This is a genomic window from Pseudomonas baetica (genome assembly GCF_019733355.1).
Classification (GTDB): Bacteria; Pseudomonadota; Gammaproteobacteria; order Pseudomonadales; family Pseudomonadaceae; genus Aquipseudomonas; species Aquipseudomonas baetica_A.
In genome coordinates, this window is record NZ_JAIHLQ010000029.1 from 46,611 (window position 1) to 65,338 (window position 18,728).

Below are 18,728 nucleotides of genomic sequence, written 5' to 3' on the forward strand. Positions count from 1 at the left end.
ACCTGGACTCACTGTTCCAGTGAGGTGGCAGTGATCAAGACGGGATAGTGCTCAATCTGCAGGCGGGTGGCGATGTCGTTGCCGTTGACCGGCAGGATGGTGATGCCCGGAGCGGCTGCTCGAATCCGGGCCAGGGCTTCATTATCGGCCACTTCGACGGCGAGGCCAGCCGCGCCCATTTCCTGCAGTTCAGCAGCGCGTTGACGCAGCCAAGTCAGCGACTGGGGATCGTCACCGACCAGAAAAAATGGCCGCAAGCCCGGCATGTTCAGGGCGCGAGACGTGATCTGGCCGGGGCTCAAGTGGGAGCTGCGGATGGGCAGTATCCAGGCTTCATCGGCAAACGTAGACAGGTCCGCATGCATGGCCCGATCAGGTTGGATCTTGTTGTTTATTGACGGCCTGGCAACTTGAAAATGGGATCGGGTGAAGTCGCTAGGCTGATCCCAGGCTACGGCCAGTTCCGGTTGGGCGAAAGGTTCTAAGAGCAAGATGAAATAGCAGGTAAAGGATATTTGCTTCATGGTGGTGTGCCCTGTTCGAAGGAGACCAGCAACCGCTCGAGCTGCCGGGAAAAGCGAGCGCGGTAACGCGCGGCCGGCGTTCCTCCCGCCGGGCGGTGATAGCGTCCGGCAGCCAACACCCAATCACCGACGGCGACGTGATGCTCCCGCAGCAGCTCGGCGGTCACGGCGAGATTTCGGTAGGGATCAAGGGCTTCGCAGGGGCTTGAAAAACGTTGTCCGTGGTAACCCAGGTTGGTTTGTCCGAGTCCAGCATCGACCCGCTTGGCGTCATGTCGGGCGAGCGCCTGAAGCAAAGCGTGACAGGCGGCCTGGCGAGTGGCGAAGCGGTAGGGTGTTCCGGCGATGTTCAAGGTCCAAGGCCAGGGCAGCAGTCGCCCATGGATGGGGATGCCACTCTCCTGCAGAGCAATCGCGAACAGCACCGTAGAAGGGATCTCGGCGCCATGCGCCGCCAGTTGGTACGCAGGAGGCGGAAGTTCGTCAGCTTGGACGGCGAGCACCGTCAGCATGAGCGCTATACCACTCAGTCGAGGCGTTGCCATTGTCCGTTCACCTCTTGAAATGTGGCAGGCAGTGGCCCCGGGGCACCCAGGCCGAACCAGCGACCACGGTCATGATTCAGGGTAATCTGCCGACGTTGAACCTTGGCCGGATCGATGTGTGCTTGCCGGGCCCAGCTACGGACGCGGTCATCCTCGCCTTGGCTGCCCACCAGGTAGATATCGAACGCAGCGCCACTACTTTGCAGACGCTGCGTTTCGGCGGTGCACGCCGGGCAATGGTCCTCCACAAACAGGGCCTGGCGTGGCGCGACTGACGAGCTGACAGGAGACTGGGATGCCATGCCCTGGATCGGCAGTAGCCCAGGAAACAGCTTGGCCCAGGCTGCGGTGTAAGCGTTTTGGTAGGCCAGCTCGCGCTCGGCGCGTTTGGCTTCCAGCGCTACCTGTAATTCGGCATAGCGCTGGCGCTCTTGGTCGGTCTGGGCCTCGACTCCGAGTGCGGTCAACGGATCGAGGTTCGGGCTCCAGAAACCGCGCGGGCCGGCTTGGATCTGTTCGAAGCGCGTCCACTCCTGCTTCGTTAGACCCCAGTTCGCCGCCTGTTCAGAGTCAGAGCGCCCCAGCGGAGCAGACTGCGTGTCCTGGGTCCGTGACTGTGTCGTGACGGGGTTGCCCATCGCAGCGCCCATGGCCAGTAACGAAGCGAGACAGACAACGGTGGGCAGTAGCGCTCTGTTCATGATCACTTCTCAAGGGAGGAGCACGGTCTGATCTGGCTGAGCGGCCACCGCGAAGATGGCTGAGTTCGGCTCCAATATTTTCAGGCGCCAAGCCCCTTGCTGCTCACCGCTATGTAGCAGCCGGACATCCGTGAGAGAGCGACTGTCATGAGGTGCGACCGCCAGAAAGCGCTCACCCCCGCGGGATTCGACACTCAACACCGAGAACGGTAGCGAGAGGGGGACGGGCCTGACGCGAGCGGTCTTTTTCGGTTTGGCCGCGGAAGACGTCGGTGGTGGGGGTGATGGTTGGGTCTTGAACTCCAGGAGCCGTTGCTCGACTTGCTCAAGGCGTGCGCGTAGCGCGGTCATGTCCGCCTCGGTGGCGCGGGTTGCCAGACCGTCGCGCAGTTCCTGTATCTCTTGCGCCCACTGATCCAGCATCGGATCGAGGGTATTGGCCTGTTGCTCACCGGTATCGACCATCTGCTTCAGGTCTTTCAGCGCGTACTGCAGCTTCTCCTGTGCGTCCTTGAGGGCGTTTGAATCACGTTGCAGGGTGTCCAAAGTGTGTAGGTGCTGAGTGTTCGTACTCTGTAGCTCGGCCACGCGTTGAAACTGGTTGTACAAACCACCGCTCAGACCTGCGACTGCCAGGCAAAGCAATCCAATGATGAGGGTTTGAAGCGTCGAGGCTTTCATGGTCGCGCCTCCGACTGATGGGGCGAGACGGGTGTGATCAGCGCGACACCGGCATCCGTTTTCTGCTGTTCGAAGCAGACCGATCGGTTGATTTCATTGGTCGTGAGGTGCCAGGCGGGGCCAGCCAACACTTGTAGCGCGCTGCGCAAAGGGATTGGCCCAAGCCGGTAATGGGCCGCGGGTAGGGGCCGAGTAAAGAGCACCCTTACTGACGCGGTAACGGGACAGAGCGAATAGCCCGAGCGCTGCAATACGTACTGCAACGCATCCTGCACCGAAGGGCTCAGACTGGACGGGATGCTCACCTCGATGATTTGGGCGAGAAGATCGCGTTGTTCCGTGGTGGGCTTGGTGCTGACAAGCGTATAGCGGCCATAACGAAGTTCTGCCGGACGGCTTTCTTCAGCTGTGCCCCTCGAGTGCTGTGCCTGATTGGAGCCACTGCCGATTTCTGGATGGGTCGGCAATGGGGCTGGGATTTGCGCGGTGCAGGCGCTCAACAAACCCAGTAGGCAGATAGGCGTGAAAAAACGCTCCATGGAAAAAACCTCATGTCAGATTCAGTGCAGAACCTGACATGAGGTGAAGGAGCGATTCAGTGAGAAAGTTGATTCAAAGCGGGTCGTGTTAAAGCAGAACGCGTAGTTACTCATCAAAAATGGCGAGTCCATCCAAGACGGTGGCGTCGGGGTCGAAGATCAACAATCGCACATCCGCCAACGCGGCCAGGTACAACACCGTAACCAGGGCTTCCGGTGTGCCGGCGTCGAGTTGCTCTTGTCTCAAGCTTGAATAACGTTTGCCCTCAATGTTCAGCAAGTTCTCGTCCGTCCATGGTGTGCCGATCAGCTTGCAGCCGATGCCGCAGCAATCCGGCAACGTGAAAAGCTCGAACAAAAGACTGGTTTGCCTCGGAGCGGAGTGACTGACCCAACCTTCCAGATAGAACATCGCTTCTTCAGAAAGGTGTGCGGTACTGATCTCCCAGGCTCGACTGTAGTGTCCCGTTTCGAAGCGTAAGCGATGGACCATGGCTTGGGCTTCTTCCAGGGAGTACAGATCGCCGACGTGATGCTGCTTGTTGAACATCTCGCCCATCACGGCGTAAATCACTTGGCGCACCAGTCCGGTGCACTGGCAGTGTTCATCCAACTCCTCCGGAATGGATTGGCCTTCGCTGATCAAGGCGAAATCGTCATTGAACAGGCAGGGGACCAGCTGCAGCTCATCGTCGGACAGATGGGCCTGTGAGTCGTGCAAGGGTCGAAAGCAGGGAGGGCAGTCGTCTTCGTAGGTGATCAGTAGCAGCCGTTCAATACGAAGGTTGTCGTAACCGCGAACAAATGGGTTTGAGGCCGTTAGCAGGGCAGGGGCTTGGCGTGTGGGGTTCATGAGGGTTCTCCAGAATGAAAATGAACAAGGCGCCCGTAGGCGCCTGTGAGGGTTAAAGCCAGCCGTATTCGGCAAGGGAGAGAGGACGACCTTCGCCCACGATGAAGTGATCCAGTACGCACACGTCGATGAAGGCCAAGGCCTCTTTCAACCGTGCGGTCAAGATGAGATCCGCCTGGCTGGGCTCCGTACACCCTGAGGGGTGGTTGTGAACAAAAATGGCGGCCGCAGCGTTATGCGCGAGGGACCGCTTAACGACTTGGCGGGGGTAAACGCTGGCGCCATCAATGCTGCCGTGAAAGAGGACTTCGAACGCCAGCACCCGGTGCTTGGCATCGAGAAAAATCACGCCGAAGACTTCATGCTCTTGTCGCACAAGGTGCAGTTTTAGGTATGAGGCCACGGCGTCAGGCGACGTCAGGATAGGGCCTCGGGCGAACAGCCGACGATCCAGAATATGCAGCGCTTCGTCGATCAGTTGGTTTTCTTGGACAATGCGATCAGCCTCGAAATCCGAGGGCTCAATCAGTGTGAGTTGGATGCTCATGGCGGTACCTCCGAAGGGAACAATCAGGGGTACACGCCCGAGGGGAGTGGTATCCCCAAGGTGGGTGTGGAGTCGTGGGCATTAGCAGGTGACGCGCTGTTTACAGCCGAGTGAATCGATGGCGTTGACCGTGTAGATGTGAACCACAACCATCGCATGGCAATGGAGAAAAGGCTCTTATTCCCCATCCGGCTTCGGGATCGAAGTCGGCACTGATGGGCATCAACCGAACCAGCCCACGATGTATCGCGGCGATGCGTTGTTCGACCTCATCCTGCGAGTGATACAGCGATAACGTGCTGTAGTCCTCGTAAGCCGCAGCGAACAGGCAGTCGTCGCAAAGCCAGAAGGATTCCATATTGGTTCTCCTGTGCTGGTTGAAGAAAAGGCGCTCGATTGAGCGCCTTGATGTAAAACATCATGGATTGTTCAGACGGACTGAACAGCACGTGTGGCGACACGGCGGGCCGTGCGGGGAGTGGTTGGAGATTCCGGTTCAATCCTGGAGTCTGTAGGGTTGTCGGTATCCTCAACTTCGGCATCAGCCGAAGTTGGGGACGGCTCACGGTTTGGCGCTTGCTCAGCAGGTGCTGTTGCTTCCTGCCTGGCGGGCGCTTTGTATTCGAACTTGCCATTGACCTTGATCCAGTCGATGAACAGCAAACGACCTTTCAGGCTGGCGCCAGGTTGGCCTTGTTTATCGCCTTTCTCATAGAGAAATGGGTCGATCCACAGGTCACCAATACGGAACGACAGCAAGACCTTTTTCTCGGCCTTGACGGCGTCCATATAGAGACGAATCAAACGGTCAGCTTCGCCACCAGCGACTTTGCAATCAAAGCGGGTGTACTCCACTGCATCAGTGGCACCATGCAAGGCTGCGATATCGCAGGCCATGAATGGCTGACCGCGGCGGACCTGTACTTCACGAACACGGTTGAGGTAGCCGATACCGACGGTGTGCAGGTTGAAGTAAGAGGTCGCTTCTTGGGATTGGTTGGCGTAGGCCATGGTGGTTCTCCTGTTTCAAGGGAAAACGGCGACGCACAGCCCCTGACGGGAAAGTGAGCCCCCGTCAGGGTGGGTAAGATGAAGTCGAGCGATGAACGACTCGTCACCGGCAAACCGATGACCATCAGAATGATGCTTCTGAAGGAATAGCTGTGCAGTAGAGGAGCGTTTGCGGTGGTAATCCACAGGCATGGAGTAGTCGGCATTCATCACCGCTGAAGCGGCAACCGCGCGAGCTTCCGAACGCTAATCGCACTTGGGTAAACCACCACGAACGTGGCGTAGCCTTGAAGGTTCTGGCCACCTGGGCTGGGCTGTCAACGACAGCGAACCACGCCCTTTGTATAAGCCTGTCAAAGGGGAGCGTCAAGACGCTGCAACCCGATTTTTTACGCCTGGATTAGAGTGGTATTCACTGGCATGAACAAAATGAAGAGTGGGCCTGACGGAGTGTCAGGCAAGGAACAGAAAAGCCACCTTTGACGGTCTTACGCAGTCGACAAGCTCCTCGCAAAACTTGGTTGAACTGCGCAATGATTCGTCAACCGACCCTTGTCGTGGCCTGGGTCGGAACATGCTGGCACGCATCCGCGCACAAAGGGTGCCCCTTGTTTCCCCGGTGGGCTCCGGGACTGAATACGATCGCCGAAGCGGATGACCGCTATTGCCGGGTAGAGGCAACAGTGGTCATCCGCCACCACAATCAGGTCGAGCACAAAACGGGAACGAGATCCCGCAGAAGAGGAGACTCCGAACTCGAAGAGTTTGACCGAACTGCCCGGAGCTAATCGGCCTTGGGTTGCCGTTGGCGATTACCCTGAGCCACTACAGCAGAGAGGATGGGACTAGGTCAAGGCGGAGAACGCACCATTTTCATGGTTATCGCCCCATGGAACATTATGAGCGACGCGTATCTTTACTGATTGACACAGTGCCTTTGCAATCCGGATATCGGGAGCATGACCAGAACGGTCCTGATTTGCCCTTTCGTTTGAGCATTGAGGCGTTGCACATGGGACAGCCTGGGTTCGTTTCGAGCGCTATTGCCAACGTGAGCGAGCGGCAGTGTGCGATCAACTGCGCAATCCAGTTCGCCTGCTTGGCAACGAACGCATCTAGGGTCAGGCGTCCCGCTTCGATTTCGTCCAACGCCTGTTCCCAGATTGCGGTCATACCCGGATCTGCGACTGCTGCTGGTACCGCCTCGATCAGGGTATGGGCCGCGGCGGTGGCCATCAAGGCGCGTTTTTTCTTCAGCAAATAACCGCGATCAATTAACCCTTTGATAATGCCGGCTCGTGTGGCTTCGGTTCCGATACCGGTGGTGTCCCGAAGTTTCTGTTTCAGGCGTGGGTCGTTGACAAGCTTGGCGACGTTTTTCATCGCCTTGATCAGATCACCCTCGGTGAGAGGTTTAGGAGCGGCCGTTTGCATGGATTTGAGTTCGGCATTGTCCACTGCGCACTGCGCTCCCTTTTGCAAGATGGGTAAGACTTGGGATTTGTGACTGGGCTCATCCTCCTCGGTGTTTTCGGAGAGTAAGCTTTTCCAGCCCTGGACCAAGATCAGTTTGCCCACAGCGGTCAATCGTTCTTCGCCACACGCCAGTTCGACCTGGGTCCGATCAAACTCATGATGCGGAAGAAACTGCACTAGGTAGTGGCTACGGATCAGTTCGTAGACATGGCGTTCTTGTTCGGACATCCGCACCAGGTTTGCCGGTTCGATGGTGGGGATGATGCCGTGGTGCGCAGTGACCTTGGCATTGTTCCATGCGCGGGAGCGCAATGATTGATCGAGGTCCTCGAATGCAGGTCTGAGTGCAGGATCCGTTTTGAGCAGGGCGTCTAGTACCGCGGGAGCCTCGTTGAACATATTCTCTGGCAAATAGCGGCAATCGCTGCGCGGGTAGGTGGTGGCTTTGTGGGTTTCATACAGGGCTTGGGCGATGTTCAGGGTTTCCTGGACGCCGAGCCCCAGCTTACGCGAGCAGACTTCCTGCAACGTGCTTAGGTCGAAGGGCAGGGGCGGCGGTTCTCGGAAGTGCTCAGTATGTAACGAGATTACCGTGGCGGACTTCTCGTCGGTGATTGTTTGGACCGCGTGATGGGCAAGCACTTGTTGTAGGCAACGCCCCGACTCGTCCCGTCCTGAGCATGGCGGTAACCACGCCGCGATGAATCGCTGGCCCATCGACGATAGGTGTACCTCAATGTTCCAGTAAGGTACCGGGACGAAGCCGGCAATCGCACGATCCCGATCGACCACCAGACGTAAGGTGGGTGTCTGGACGCGCCCCACTGACAAAACGCCGTCGTAGCCTGCCCGCCGACCAAGAAGGGTAAACAAACGACTGAGGTTCATGCCGATCAGCCAGTCGGCACGGCTGCGGGCGAGGGCCGAGTGATAGAGCGGGAAGGTCTCCTGACCAGACTTCAGCGAGGAGAGGGCTTTGCGAATCGACGCCTCGTTGAGGGCGGACAACCAGAGGCGCTGAACGGAGCCTGGATACTTGCAGAGCTCCAGCAACTCGCGGGCAATCATCTCACCTTCTCGGTCGGCGTCGGTTGCGATGACAACGGTGGTGGCTTCGCTGAGCAGGCGTTTGATGATTTTGAACTGCGCGGCAGTCTTGGGTTTGACCTCGACCTGCCACTGCACGGGAATGATAGGTAGATGATCCAACGACCAGTTTTTGTACTGAATGCCGTAGGTTTCAGGCGGGGCCGTCTCCAGTAGGTGGCCGATACACCAGGTGACAGTTGTCTCGGGGCCGATTAGGCAACCATCACCACGCCGAGTGGCTCCGAGAACCTTGGCGATGTCACGACCCTGGGAAGGTTTTTCGCAGAGGAAGAGGCGCATATAACTACTCCGGATTGAGTTCGGAGCAGCGTTGTTCGAAGTAGCAGGTGCGAGATATGAGAAACCCGAATGGCAGGTTCCTCATATTAGTCGGTGAGGGCGGCTTTGAATGGGCTGAAGCTGCTACCTTATTGGAGCGTTTGTAACTGGGTGGGGGGCTTCATGAGCCGCGAGCAATGACAGGCCAGGAACTTCGCGCAAAGGCGCAATTTTTATGCCTGAAGTCGTTCAGGCCTTAGGTGATTGCCCTCTGTGTTTCCTGGGTTTCGAGGTCGGCGAGCTGGCCTGCTCAGTATTTTGAGCGGTCGTCGGTTCACTGGAGCGTTCCCGCATGACCACGCTGTGCACCCGGTGAGGCAGGATGCCGACTCGACGGGCCTCGATCTTGAAGGTCACCCGCGCATTGTCTTCGCTGTCCTCCCACTCATCGCGCACCGTACGACCTTCGACCAGTACGCGCATGCCTTTCTGGTACAGGGTGCTCCAGTGTTCAGCCTCACGGTGCCAGAGCTCAACCGGCGCCCAATAGCCGCCCCGATCTTCATAGCTGCCCTCGCGTGGGATGGGGTTGTCAAAGTACACATTCAGCCGTAGCAAACGCCGCGGCTCGTCATTGCCAGAGGCGAACTCCTGGAATTCTGGCGCACTGCCGATATTGCCTTCGCCAACGAAAAAAGTACTCATCGTGATACCTCCACTGCGGGTGTGAACTGGCGCAGCAGCCGTTCGGCACTGGCCATGTTGATCGCGCAGGTCGTGGCCTGGCGGTAGAGCGAATGCACCACGCTCATCTGCAGGTTCAGTGCAATGCGATCGCATTCGAAGCGGTGCAATCTCTCGCGTACGGCCTGCGGCAGGGCGTTGTTGCAGATCTGGCGTTCCCAGACCGCAACCCCCATACGGGCGAAGTCACGGGTGCGCCAACGCAAAAAGGTGCTGCCTGCGCTGGTGTTCTGCAGCACTAAACGAATGTCCAGCAGCGAGTAAGGGGGCTGTCCGGCTTGCTGCACCACAGCCTCCATCAGGTGACATAACTGCGCCTCGATTTCCCTCGCCACCTGCGCCAGGTGCTCCAACTCCCCCTTACCCTTAAAAGGTTTTAAAAGGCCTTTTAGGGAGGCTGCGTGTTCGAGCTGTCGATAGGCATCCGGTGTTAACGCTTCGAAGGGCATTGGTTGAGCCGGGATCATCGGATTCATGCTTCGTCCTCCGGCTCATCCACTGTCGCAGAGGGCTCTCCCGCGTCCTCTGCCAACGCGTCGGCATCATCCACTGCCACCGCACCACGGCGAGTGATTGGCGGTGCAAACTGGGAGCGGCGATGACCCTCAAGAATGTCCATCGGGGGCAAACCCAGTTTCTCAATGGCCGCAATGGCCCGGGCGTTGTTCGCCGCCATGTCATCACGCGTGACGCCGGCATGCCGATAGCGCTGTGCCTGACCGAACAGGCTACGCAGCAGATGGGCGCCGTCGTCGATCCAGGCTTCCATGTCGATACGGCCGATCAGGGCGGTGTGATGAGCCAACAGGGTACGACGCACCAGGGTGTCGTAGTCGGTCAGCAGGTAGACCGCGAGAAAACCCAGCTGGCTGCCGATGTACAACGGCAAGGTGACGGGGTGGATGTTGAGGTTGTCCCCCATGTCGATCTGTGTCGGCAGGTCCTGTCTGATCCGATCCAGCTGTTGGGTCAGTTCCCGCATCCCAGCCTTGGCCTGCATCAGTTTTTCTTCGAGTTGCACGATGGCCCAATCGGCATAGGGATCGTCCTGGGCCGCGGTTTGTTTGATCAGGTTGGTGACACTGATGTAGCCGGCCATACCCATGATCGAGTGGACGCCTTCGCGTGCGGCTCGACCTTGCCAGATACGGGCGGCATGGTGGGTGTGCAGGGTCAGGGTGATGCTGCTGCGCAATGAACCCAGATTGAGTTGATAGTGATCGGCCACGGTGGTGTCCTCGCATTCGCTTGGACAGGAACGTTGCGACAGATGAAGGTGAAGGACAGCCAAAAAGCTGAATGCGGTCTGTTCGGTTTGGTTTAAGAGGGTTAACTATGGAGACGTCAGTGGATTTGATGCCAGTGGCATCAAATCCATTGACGTCTACGTTCATGGGAGGAGATGCCCCGGCTTTTTCCTAAAAATTTCATGGTATGGTCCGATGTGTTCGTAGAGTGGAACTCCCTGGATTTGATGCCACTGGCATCAAATCTACTGACGTCCACCGCGTTTGCCACGCAGTTGGCGCAGCTCATTCAGGCACGCTTGGGCAAGGGCAGACGCGGGTTCGCCCTGTTGTCGAGATGGCCGCGAGGGGGCGGGTGGGGGCGGTTCTGCAATGGGTGACGGTTCGGCCTGACCTGCCCAAGGACGAAAGTCACCTTTCAGCGCACGCTGGATCAGACCCATCAGATACGCCGCTGGCTTGCGGATACCGCCGGCCGTACAGCGTGCTCCCGCTTCGTTGAGCACCGCCTGCCGATCCGCGGGCTTGAGCTTGTTCAGCGCCACGGCGATGGCCTGACGCTCGTTTGGGCTCAGGTGCAGCGCAGCAGGCCAGTGCAGGTTAACCACCGCTGGGGTCGCGCGCGGTACTGTACAAATACTTTCTTTTAATACAGTACAGGCGGCGTTCGGATTCCGAACGGTGCGGGAAACACTGGCGTTCAGACTCGGTTCGGAATCCGAACGAGGGCCTGCACGATTCCGAACGAGGGCATCTTCCCTCCGTTCGGAATCGTGCAGAGTGGCATCGGTTGCCGGATCCAATCCTTGCTGCGCCCAAAGTTCGCCCCAACTGTCGAGCCGCGTCGGTAACCGATCCTGATCGATATTCGTGTCTTGGCGGACTTCCTCCACAACGTGCTGGGCGACAATACGCACCGCCTTGGTGGCATGACCGAGGGCATGTCCGACCAGCGCCAGGTAATCCTGATCCAGTTCCAAGGCTTCGGCGGGGGTTAACGGCTCATCGTGCAGGACATACAGAGAACCTTGGAGACGTCCGCTGAGCTGATCGCGTCCGCGACTCACCAAACTGAGCCAGCGCGTCAACCTGAGCATCGTCAACACCCGAGCAATGGTTTCACGGGAGGCTAAGGCGCCGTAGGGCACACTCGATAAGTAAGGCTGCAGATCCTCATAGCGCGGCGTGACCACGCCCTGGCCTTGCAGCATGAGTCGAAACACTTGCCAGGCATTACGTTCCAGTGGCGTCAGCCGACTATCCAACAGCAGGCGACGCGGCACGACTTCGTGTGATTGGCCACTGAACAGAAAGCCAGCCTGTAGAGCCTGATTGGAGGGCTGTTCAGTGGCAGGGCGGGCTGGCCAGCGCTCATGCAGCTGCTGTGTGCATTGCTGCAGGACACGTTGCCAGCGACTGGCAGGAACAGCATTCATGTTTTGTTGCTGTACTGGTCGATTTGCTGCCAAACGATGGTCAAGCTGATCTGCTGTTCTTCGGCAAGCATCATCATAGCGTCGAGTTTATCCTCGGTGCCGTCCTCTGTTCGTATTTGGCACCAACGTTGCCACAACGCATGCTCCTGCGCTTCGCTTAAATGTTGGGGGCGGCCTTTACGAGTTTCTATCTTGAGTAGACGCCGACGCATGGCTGTTTCCGAATGCGCCAAGCCAAAACACTGGTACATAATGGTGCTGCTGGCGCCGAGTTTGAGCGCTCGGTTGATCAACCGTTCGTTCTGTTCATCACGTTCAGCTTGTTCGATCAAACGATGCAGCACCGGCGAGTCAATCTTGACCTCAAGCCAAGGGACAGTGGCATGGGCCAGGCGCGATAACGTGGTCGGTGGTAAGGATTGCAGCATGAAGATGTCATCCTCACTCAGTCCAAGTGCCTTGCAGCGTTGCAGGTTGCCCAGGCGTAGTTCGTGCAGTACCTGGGTTAGCATGGCTTGATTGAGCATATTGAAGGACAAATTCATCTCAGCTCCTCCGGTGAGTTTTTGTCTTCAAAGATGAGTGTTAAGTCGATTAGGCGCCGGGCCAAGCGGATCAGGCGAAACAGTTTGATTAGCATACTGTCAGGCAGTCGCTCCAGGCCCACGTCCGTGACTGGTCTATCTGGTAGAGGGAGTTGATAGACCCCCAGCAACAACTGCCCGAACAGTGCGGAGGGGATTTGCTTGCGATCCTCCCAGTTCACCTCGTCTTGAGCCCGTAACAGGGCCAGGAGCATTAGGTGAACGCCCGTCGAGCGAGGCGCTGAAAGATCGAGTCGCTCAATGTTCAGGGCGAAGCCCAAGCCACGCTTTTGATCAATGATGCTCTCGGCATCTCCGGCATAGGCCGCCATTTCTCGAGCTAGTCCAGCAATGGCTAAACGCAGTTGTTCAGGTGTATCCAGCTGTGGTGTGATGATCCAAAGGTCGTCGATTGGGCAGGTTTCGACTGGAGACGTCGGCTCGGTGGAGATCTCGCGATCGATTTGCTCACGAATCTGTTGAACGCGTGATAGATGACTGACCGCAGGTGAAGTATTTTTTTCGGGGGCTGTGAGCCGTTCTTCTGAAATTGGTTCTATCTTGCTCTGGGCATCAGTTGATTCGGGATTAGCGTCGGAGGAGGGCGACTCTGCCGCAGTTTCATGCACGCTTGGCCGATGGCTGTTTTCTGGAGGCGTGGTGGTGACAGCCCCAGGCGTGGCGACGACCCGTTGGGTATCGCTCAGCTCCAGGGCCAGCATACGGTAGGACTGTCCAAGCAGGTGGCTCATGCGTTCGAGCAATTCGTCCTGGATCTGCTCAAGATCAAAAGATTCAGGATCGCCATCGAAGTAGCCCATGGTTTCTAGCCAGAACTCTGCAAATGAAACGGCAGCGGTTGGATAACGATTCCAGGTTCGCTCAGCCTGACTACGTAGACCGATCAGGCGCTCTATCTGAGGCTTACCCAATCCGGCATACAGAGTTTGTGGAATGGCGGGCAATAAGTGTTCGAGGGTGTCCAGCATACGGCTGATATGCGACTGCGAAATCGGATAGCCTCCAGCGGCAAGACGTCGAGCCAGCTCCCGTTGTGATAGATCTGCGCCATCGGACTCAAGCATGGTTTTGAGTTTGGCTACTGCCAGCGCCCGTTCGATGAACGTGAGTTGACCGTGCAGGTCGCTTTCCGCCAAATGGCCGAGTAGGGCGGTGATTTCATTGCCCCAAGGTCGGAACAGGCAGTGGATCCGAAAGAAACGCTCGTCGCGAGTTTCCTGCCACAGTTCGCCGAGAATGGCTAAGCGCGTATTACCGCCGTTGCGGATGATGAAAGAGGTTTCACCCGGGCGGCGGGTTATCGGTGGCGGTTGATCCAGCCCGCGTTCACGGATCGACGCCTTGATATCGTCATAAAGCGGGTTACGAATGAAGCGTGGGTTGTGTTCGTAGGGACGTAACTGTTCCAGAGTGACCAGCATGGGAGTGTCGATGACGGGATCGGACAGTCGCTCCAGTCCAGGACCTTGAGTGAAGTGGTCCTGGTGCAGCTTGTCGGTAATTTCCTCCTGACTGAGCTTCTTCATCTGAACCGCCTCGGTTAACGCCGGCTACGCAAATGGTCACCGACCTCGAATTTCACGATTTCGGCAGTCCCTGAACCTTCGAAATGTTGGGAGAGTTCTGCGAGGAACCACAACATGGCCGAGCGCCCCCTTGCAAACGAAAAACTAAAGTGCAGCACTCCCCGCAAGCCGCGTCGTGTGGTCGAATGGAAGGCTGAACAACGATAGGAAACTGATCCAACATTAGAAAACTCCTTACCAAGCCCTGATGGCTTCAAGGTCGATCAAACAAAAATAATTCGGTGAAAAAGCTAATTGGGCGATTTGGTTTATCGAGACTCCGCACACCTCATTACCGATGAGATCGCTTCGCGCCATTCCGGGAATAATTCGATTGCCAGCGCTTGCATTACTTCTAGCGCAGACTGCGAGCGTCGGCGTTTACTCGACGGGCGAGCATCTATTCGGTGGGCCGGTAAGCCGAGGGAGGCGGCATTGAGGTACGCCACCCGGTCCGGGATTACGGTGTCTAGAACCGAGATATTGGTAGCCTCTGCGAAATTCTCGCGCAGGCTTCGGATGATCATCCGGGTGTCCACTCGATTGACGTTCACTTGGTTCAGTAAGAGCCGCAACGGCGGCGGGTCGATGCCTAGATGACGAAACGGTTCGAGCTCACTCAGTAGTTTTAAGGTGCCCCGACGCATTTCGCGGGCAGCGAGCATTTCCGGCGTGATGGGAGAGAGGGCGAGATCGGAGGCCAAGATGGCCATTTCCAACAGCACACCGCGGGCTCCCTGAGTATCAATCAAAAGCAGGTCATAATTGAGATGCAAATCGTTGAGCAAATTGTGTAGGCGTAGTCGTCCGTCAGGGGCATGTAGCAACAAAGTGCTCAGTCGACCTTGATCGTCATTAGAGAAAATCAGGTCGAGACCGACGACTGCAGTCCTAGAAATTATTCGTTCAGGTATTGTTAGATTGAGTGCAATGAGCTCGTACGCACCTGCCTGCGCTTTCTGGCTCAATGAATAATAACTGGAGAGGGTGGGTTGGCTATCCAGATCCAAGAGCAGAACACGGAGACCAGCATCGGCCAACAGGCCGCCGAGGTTCGCCGCTACTGTAGTTTTGCCTACACCACCCTTGGTGGAAACCACCGAGACCACGTGCATCACCCTCACTCCTGTTGTGAAAGGCGTTCTGCAATCCAGTGTTCGATTTCCAGAGAGTCCCAGCCGACTGCGCGCAGCCCGATACGCTTCGCCCGCGGGAACTTGCCTTCCTTCATCAGGTTGTAAATATGCGCACGTTTGAAGCCGGTTTTTAGTTCAACCTCGTCACGTCGCATGATGTGGCGTTGGGGTTGAGGTGCTTCGAGTGCGGGTACCGATGGGTTGGACATGCTAGTCACTCCTGGCGCCTGTTGGCGTGTGGTGGGAAGTGACTTGGATTGAATCGCACTAGCGCGGCTGAGTCATTGCACTGCAATCAAGCCCATTGCAACGCAATTGACTGGATCAGTTGTTTTTCTTGAGGCTACGATTGGCCACGGCAAACTTTTCATCCAGCGTCCGCTTGCTGAGGCCGGGCACATCTTTGTGACGGGCGACAATGGCGTCGACGATGGCTGCTTGATTCGTGAATACCGAAAGAGGTTTTCCGGCGGGCGAATGGTCCAAAAGAAGGCTGACCAATGCCCCGATCATATTGTGATAGGTCAGTTCACTACGCTCGCTGAGTTGACCATTCGTTTTGGCCAAGGCTTTGAGATCATCTCTTTCAAGTCCAATCGACTGGAGTTCTCCCAAGATTTCTTGAATGTGTTGCTGTTGCGCTTTCAACGCTCTCGATAACTCGTCTCGATCTGCTTTCACTGAAAGAAACGTTCCGAGACTGACCTTTGCAGATGTATCCTCACCGGACTCGAATAAAAAGCTGGGCTTATGGTCGGGATAATGAATTTCCATCCAGCGGCGTAAGTCTGAATGGCGTATGGTCAGCTGATAGGGCTCTACGTAGCTTCCCAAAGGAACAGAAACGCCGAGGCAGCCGTACGGCAGTTCTCCATTGCGTATGGCGTCTAAAATCCTTTCGACAGCGATGTGAAGATTGGGCCATTGGGGAAAGAGGGTTGCAAGGTTCTCAGGACGAGACCAATCCGCCTGCATAATTTGGGCTTCGTAGCGAGTGAGATTGCACCAGCGCAATGCTGCATCTATAGGGCGATAGAAGCTTTTGCTATGCGAATTAAAAACATTAATAGCCATAGCGTGACGGACCTCCATTCCTAATGGATAGGCCTCTCACCGACTATCAATATTCAAACTAGCGATTCATGCTAGCTGTTTCCTCCATCGACCAAATCGGTGAGGTCATTTAATTTCGAGTGCTACCAGAAAGCAATACCCGAGTAGCAATCGATGTTTTTACGCAATCCAGAGCCACAATCTCGGTCTCTTAACCAAAAATTCGGGTTCTGATTAGGTATCCTCCACATGACCCAGAGGTGCAGATATCATTAATCAATGATGCAGATTCTTGATGTTTGGAACTTCTTGATCAATTGAACCGCTCTGGACGTTAATTGCTAGGGAAGATTGATTATATTGTGCTCAGGCCCAGAGCCTAATTTCGTAATATTTTCCGCACCCCTGTCATTTACAATGAGCACGCTGCCCTCTCGATATCCGCCAGCACCTTGCGTACCTTCCGGTAGCATTACCATTGGTGTCATCGATACCACCATGCCCGGTTCTAGCACCGTCTCGATATCTTCGCGTAATTCGAGCCCAGCCTCCCGTCCGTAATAGTGGCAAAGGACTCCATTTGAGTGACCGTAACCGAAAGTGCGATAATTGAGCAGATCCGCTTGTAGATAGATTTCATTTAGCTCTGCCGCAATATCGCAGCAACGAACCCCTGGTCTAATTATCTCCTGCCCGCGTTGGTGTACTTTGCAGTTGATTTCCCATATGCGACGCTGCTGGGCATTTGGCTCACCCAAAAAAGCCGTTCGTTCTAATGAAGAAAAATAGCCTGCGATCATCGGAAAACAGTTAACTGAAAGTATATCGCCGGATTTAACTCGACGACTGGTAACGGGATTATGGGCGCCATCAGTGTTCAGGCCGGATTGAAACCACGTCCACGTGTCACGAAGCTCACAGTAAGGCATGCGCTTAGCAATTTCCCTGGTCATTGCAGACGTCCCCGCAAGTGCTACCTCGTATTCAGGCACACCTTCAGATATCGCGTCTAAACAAGCCGCACCTCCTACGTCCGCTACCGCTGCACCAATACGAATCAGCTGGATTTCTTCGGTTGACTTGAACATGCGAATACGGTTGGTGCCAGGCGCGATGTCAGCTAGTTCCGCATTGTCAAGAGCGGCTTCTATCTTGCGAAATTTATCGAGGGATAGATGATCGAACTCTACGCCTATACGGCGAGATTTTAATGGGATTGCTTTACGTAGAGCAACAAAATAGTTATCACGCTTCCAGTCTGTATAGACAAGATTATCTCCCCAGCTGCGGCGATAACCTTGGCCTCCATCAATATTGGTCGTTATAAGAATGGAGCTATCGTGCGTTACTACTAATGCGTAGCTACGCCCAAACTCGCAGAAGAGGAAGTCGCCAAAATAGTTTATGTTGTGTATTGAGCTCAATACAATGGCGTCCAAACTGGTGCTGGTCATATGCTGACGTAACAGTTGAAGGCGTCGGGACATTTCCTTCACACTGAAAGTAGACCGTGTTTTAGGTCCATTTTGAAGTGTAATGTAATTAGGCATGCTCATGCCGAGGTTCCTGTCTAGTGAAGGCAGCGCGTAGCATCTCCTTCACGCCCAATAGGAACAAATGACGATTTTTAATTCCGTACTATTAGCAGAGCTTATGGCTCAGACAGATATCTAGCTGCCTAGGTTCAAGCGCCGCTGTGACAGGTGCTGCTCCACCTCGCTCTTAATCCACTTCTTCAGCGCCTGAACCCTAGGGCGGTCTTCATGGATGCTAGGGTGCACTAGCCATACTTGGCCATCTTGCATTACCTCAGGGAACGGCCTGACCAAAGTACCGTTTGCTATCTCTTTTGCACACAGCGAATGCCGCATTAACGCGACCCCCTGACCATCACAAGCCGCCTGCAACACAAGGTCTGCCCGTGAAAATGAGCAGCCTCCACGGGTATTGATATCGTAGCGGCTGTGCCGGGAGAAAAAAGCGTCCCAGTTGGTGCTGTAGGCAGCGTGAGGCATAGAGTCATGTAACAAGATCGTCTGACACAAATCACCATAATCTTTGATTTCTAATCGTGCCAACAAATCCGCGCTGGCTACTGGATAAACGATGTCATCGAATAGGTGTAGCTGAGAGAGCTTGGCATTGTCAGTCCAAGCGCAGCTGATTGCCAAGTCGACGCCGTCGCTATTGAAATTAGGGGTACTCAGATCCGCTTCTACCTCCAACTGTATGCCAGGGTAGGCTTGATTGAAGGATGGCATCCGCGGCAGCAACCACTTGCTAGCGAAGGAGGGCATCACGCGCACTTTTAGCGTGCCACTTAGCTCTTCATCTCCAATTTGGTGCAAAGTCGTTCCTAAAAGCCTCAACGCTTGGTCGACTCCGACGTGCAAGCGTTCACCGCGGTGCGTAAGCCTCAAGCCCCTAGGCAGGCGATAAAAAAGCTCATAGCCCAGTTCCTGCTCAAGCGCTTGAATCTTCTGGCTTACAGCGCTTTGTGTAAGGAACAGGTCTTTTGATGCGCGAGTGAAGCTCAAGTGCCGTGCAGCAGCATCGAAGTAGCGCAATCCCTCAAGAGAAGGTAGGGCACGAGACATGACGAGGCTCCAGCAGTTGGGATTTTACCAGTACAAGCATGAGTCATGCCGACATTAGTAAACCTAATGAGTCGACGTTAAAAATAGCCGTTTGTTCATG

21 protein-coding genes and 1 pseudogene are annotated in these 18,728 nt (G+C 55.8%); all 22 read right to left on the bottom strand.

Annotation, left to right across the window (positions count from 1 at the left end; all coding sequences use genetic code 11):
* Positions 1 to 8 precede the first annotated feature (8 nt).
* Complete coding sequence (locus K5E40_RS23685) at positions 9 to 524, bottom strand: integrating conjugative element protein (protein WP_221732884.1); 516 nt, start codon at positions 522 to 524, stop codon at positions 9 to 11.
* Positions 521 to 1,069, bottom strand: a complete 549-nt coding sequence (locus tag K5E40_RS23690) for a lytic transglycosylase (RefSeq protein ID WP_221732885.1) — start codon at positions 1,067 to 1,069, stop codon at positions 521 to 523. The genes K5E40_RS23685 and K5E40_RS23690 overlap by 4 nt, the downstream gene beginning before the upstream one ends.
* The gene (locus K5E40_RS23695; protein WP_221732886.1) at positions 1,051 to 1,770 is read right to left on the bottom strand and encodes a TIGR03759 family integrating conjugative element protein; all 720 of its coding nucleotides are present in this window, start codon (positions 1,768 to 1,770) and stop codon (positions 1,051 to 1,053) included. Before K5E40_RS23695 ends, K5E40_RS23690 begins: the two co-directional genes overlap by 19 nt.
* A gap of 9 nt (positions 1,771 to 1,779) precedes the next feature.
* A complete protein-coding gene (locus K5E40_RS23700) occupies positions 1,780 to 2,451 on the bottom strand; it encodes a chemotaxis protein (RefSeq protein WP_221732887.1) in 672 nt (223 codons plus the stop codon).
* Entirely contained in the window at positions 2,448 to 2,990 is a 543-nt protein-coding gene (locus tag K5E40_RS23705; protein ID WP_221732888.1) for a PilL N-terminal domain-containing protein, read from the bottom strand. Before K5E40_RS23705 ends, K5E40_RS23700 begins: the two co-directional genes overlap by 4 nt.
* A gap of 106 nt (positions 2,991 to 3,096) precedes the next feature.
* The gene (locus K5E40_RS23710; RefSeq protein WP_221732889.1) at positions 3,097 to 3,843 is read right to left on the bottom strand and encodes an ABC transporter substrate-binding protein; all 747 of its coding nucleotides are present in this window, start codon (positions 3,841 to 3,843) and stop codon (positions 3,097 to 3,099) included.
* Between the two features lie 52 nt (positions 3,844 to 3,895).
* On the bottom strand, positions 3,896 to 4,390 hold the full coding sequence (gene radC, locus K5E40_RS23715; RefSeq protein ID WP_221732890.1) for a RadC family protein: 495 nt from the start codon (positions 4,388 to 4,390) through the stop codon (positions 3,896 to 3,898).
* Positions 4,391 to 4,490: 100 nt separating this feature from the next.
* Positions 4,491 to 4,748 carry a hypothetical protein gene (locus tag K5E40_RS23720; protein WP_221732891.1) on the bottom strand — a complete coding sequence of 86 codons (258 nt, stop codon included), beginning with the start codon at positions 4,746 to 4,748 and terminating at the stop codon, positions 4,491 to 4,493.
* Positions 4,749 to 4,819: 71 nt separating this feature from the next.
* Positions 4,820 to 5,401, bottom strand: a complete 582-nt coding sequence (locus tag K5E40_RS23725; RefSeq protein WP_042558369.1) for an STY4534 family ICE replication protein — start codon at positions 5,399 to 5,401, stop codon at positions 4,820 to 4,822.
* An 897-nt stretch (positions 5,402 to 6,298) separates the two neighbouring features.
* Entirely contained in the window at positions 6,299 to 8,266 is a 1,968-nt protein-coding gene (locus K5E40_RS23730; protein WP_221732892.1) for a DNA topoisomerase III, read from the bottom strand.
* A 228-nt stretch (positions 8,267 to 8,494) separates the two neighbouring features.
* Complete coding sequence (locus K5E40_RS23735) at positions 8,495 to 8,950, bottom strand: single-stranded DNA-binding protein (protein ID WP_042558371.1); 456 nt, start codon at positions 8,948 to 8,950, stop codon at positions 8,495 to 8,497.
* Complete coding sequence (locus K5E40_RS23740) at positions 8,947 to 9,465, bottom strand: DUF3158 family protein (RefSeq protein WP_042558372.1); 519 nt, start codon at positions 9,463 to 9,465, stop codon at positions 8,947 to 8,949. Before K5E40_RS23740 ends, K5E40_RS23735 begins: the two co-directional genes overlap by 4 nt.
* Complete coding sequence (locus K5E40_RS23745) at positions 9,462 to 10,217, bottom strand: PFL_4669 family integrating conjugative element protein (protein WP_221732893.1); 756 nt, start codon at positions 10,215 to 10,217, stop codon at positions 9,462 to 9,464. Before K5E40_RS23745 ends, K5E40_RS23740 begins: the two co-directional genes overlap by 4 nt.
* Positions 10,218 to 10,481: 264 nt before the next feature.
* Positions 10,482 to 11,672 (bottom strand): STY4528 family pathogenicity island replication protein, encoded by a 1,191-nt coding sequence (locus K5E40_RS23750; RefSeq protein ID WP_131672194.1) that lies wholly within the window; start codon positions 11,670 to 11,672, stop codon positions 10,482 to 10,484.
* On the bottom strand, positions 11,669 to 12,217 hold the full coding sequence (locus K5E40_RS23755; RefSeq protein ID WP_010565142.1) for a DUF2857 domain-containing protein: 549 nt from the start codon (positions 12,215 to 12,217) through the stop codon (positions 11,669 to 11,671). The genes K5E40_RS23750 and K5E40_RS23755 overlap by 4 nt, the downstream gene beginning before the upstream one ends.
* Positions 12,214 to 13,803, bottom strand: a complete 1,590-nt coding sequence (locus tag K5E40_RS23760; protein WP_042558374.1) for a ParB family protein — start codon at positions 13,801 to 13,803, stop codon at positions 12,214 to 12,216. The genes K5E40_RS23755 and K5E40_RS23760 overlap by 4 nt, the downstream gene beginning before the upstream one ends.
* Positions 13,804 to 13,817: 14 nt before the next feature.
* Positions 13,818 to 14,026: pseudogene (locus tag K5E40_RS35440) on the bottom strand (hypothetical protein).
* An 85-nt stretch (positions 14,027 to 14,111) separates the two neighbouring features.
* The gene (locus K5E40_RS23765) at positions 14,112 to 14,957 is read right to left on the bottom strand and encodes a ParA family protein (RefSeq protein ID WP_169864291.1); all 846 of its coding nucleotides are present in this window, start codon (positions 14,955 to 14,957) and stop codon (positions 14,112 to 14,114) included.
* Between the two features lie 5 nt (positions 14,958 to 14,962).
* Positions 14,963 to 15,187: an AlpA family transcriptional regulator gene (locus tag K5E40_RS23770; RefSeq protein WP_042558377.1), complete on the bottom strand. Its 225-nt coding sequence runs from the start codon at positions 15,185 to 15,187 to the stop codon at positions 14,963 to 14,965.
* Between the two features lie 115 nt (positions 15,188 to 15,302).
* Positions 15,303 to 16,052, bottom strand: coding sequence for a hypothetical protein (locus K5E40_RS23775; protein WP_042558378.1), 750 nt, complete (start codon positions 16,050 to 16,052; stop codon positions 15,303 to 15,305).
* 320 nt (positions 16,053 to 16,372) lie between these two features.
* On the bottom strand, positions 16,373 to 17,587 hold the full coding sequence (locus K5E40_RS23780; protein ID WP_221732894.1) for an aminopeptidase P family protein: 1,215 nt from the start codon (positions 17,585 to 17,587) through the stop codon (positions 16,373 to 16,375).
* 114 nt (positions 17,588 to 17,701) lie between these two features.
* Entirely contained in the window at positions 17,702 to 18,628 is a 927-nt protein-coding gene (locus K5E40_RS23785; protein WP_221732895.1) for a LysR substrate-binding domain-containing protein, read from the bottom strand.
* Between the last annotated feature and the right edge of the window lie 100 nt (positions 18,629 to 18,728).

Coding starts and splice junctions, on each gene's coding strand:
- K5E40_RS23695 (WP_221732886.1), bottom strand. CDS start 1,770: ATGAACAGAGCGCTACTGCCCACCGTTGTCTGTCTCGCTTCGTTACTG.
- K5E40_RS23730 (WP_221732892.1), bottom strand. CDS start 8,266: ATGCGCCTCTTCCTCTGCGAAAAACCTTCCCAGGGTCGTGACATCGCC.
- K5E40_RS23690 (WP_221732885.1), bottom strand. CDS start 1,069: ATGGCAACGCCTCGACTGAGTGGTATAGCGCTCATGCTGACGGTGCTC.
- K5E40_RS23780 (WP_221732894.1), bottom strand. CDS start 17,587: ATGAGCATGCCTAATTACATTACACTTCAAAATGGACCTAAAACACGG.
- K5E40_RS23725 (WP_042558369.1), bottom strand. CDS start 5,401: ATGGCCTACGCCAACCAATCCCAAGAAGCGACCTCTTACTTCAACCTG.
- K5E40_RS23735 (WP_042558371.1), bottom strand. CDS start 8,950: ATGAGTACTTTTTTCGTTGGCGAAGGCAATATCGGCAGTGCGCCAGAA.
- K5E40_RS23720 (WP_221732891.1), bottom strand. CDS start 4,748: ATGGAATCCTTCTGGCTTTGCGACGACTGCCTGTTCGCTGCGGCTTAC.
- K5E40_RS23785 (WP_221732895.1), bottom strand. CDS start 18,628: ATGTCTCGTGCCCTACCTTCTCTTGAGGGATTGCGCTACTTCGATGCT.
- radC (WP_221732890.1), bottom strand. CDS start 4,390: ATGAGCATCCAACTCACACTGATTGAGCCCTCGGATTTCGAGGCTGAT.
- K5E40_RS23770 (WP_042558377.1), bottom strand. CDS start 15,187: ATGTCCAACCCATCGGTACCCGCACTCGAAGCACCTCAACCCCAACGC.
- K5E40_RS23755 (WP_010565142.1), bottom strand. CDS start 12,217: ATGAATTTGTCCTTCAATATGCTCAATCAAGCCATGCTAACCCAGGTA.
- K5E40_RS23705 (WP_221732888.1), bottom strand. CDS start 2,990: ATGGAGCGTTTTTTCACGCCTATCTGCCTACTGGGTTTGTTGAGCGCC.
- K5E40_RS23740 (WP_042558372.1), bottom strand. CDS start 9,465: ATGAATCCGATGATCCCGGCTCAACCAATGCCCTTCGAAGCGTTAACA.
- K5E40_RS23760 (WP_042558374.1), bottom strand. CDS start 13,803: ATGAAGAAGCTCAGTCAGGAGGAAATTACCGACAAGCTGCACCAGGAC.
- K5E40_RS23750 (WP_131672194.1), bottom strand. CDS start 11,672: ATGAATGCTGTTCCTGCCAGTCGCTGGCAACGTGTCCTGCAGCAATGC.
- K5E40_RS23775 (WP_042558378.1), bottom strand. CDS start 16,052: ATGGCTATTAATGTTTTTAATTCGCATAGCAAAAGCTTCTATCGCCCT.
- K5E40_RS23710 (WP_221732889.1), bottom strand. CDS start 3,843: ATGAACCCCACACGCCAAGCCCCTGCCCTGCTAACGGCCTCAAACCCA.
- K5E40_RS23685 (WP_221732884.1), bottom strand. CDS start 524: ATGAAGCAAATATCCTTTACCTGCTATTTCATCTTGCTCTTAGAACCT.
- K5E40_RS23765 (WP_169864291.1), bottom strand. CDS start 14,957: ATGCACGTGGTCTCGGTGGTTTCCACCAAGGGTGGTGTAGGCAAAACT.
- K5E40_RS23700 (WP_221732887.1), bottom strand. CDS start 2,451: ATGAAAGCCTCGACGCTTCAAACCCTCATCATTGGATTGCTTTGCCTG.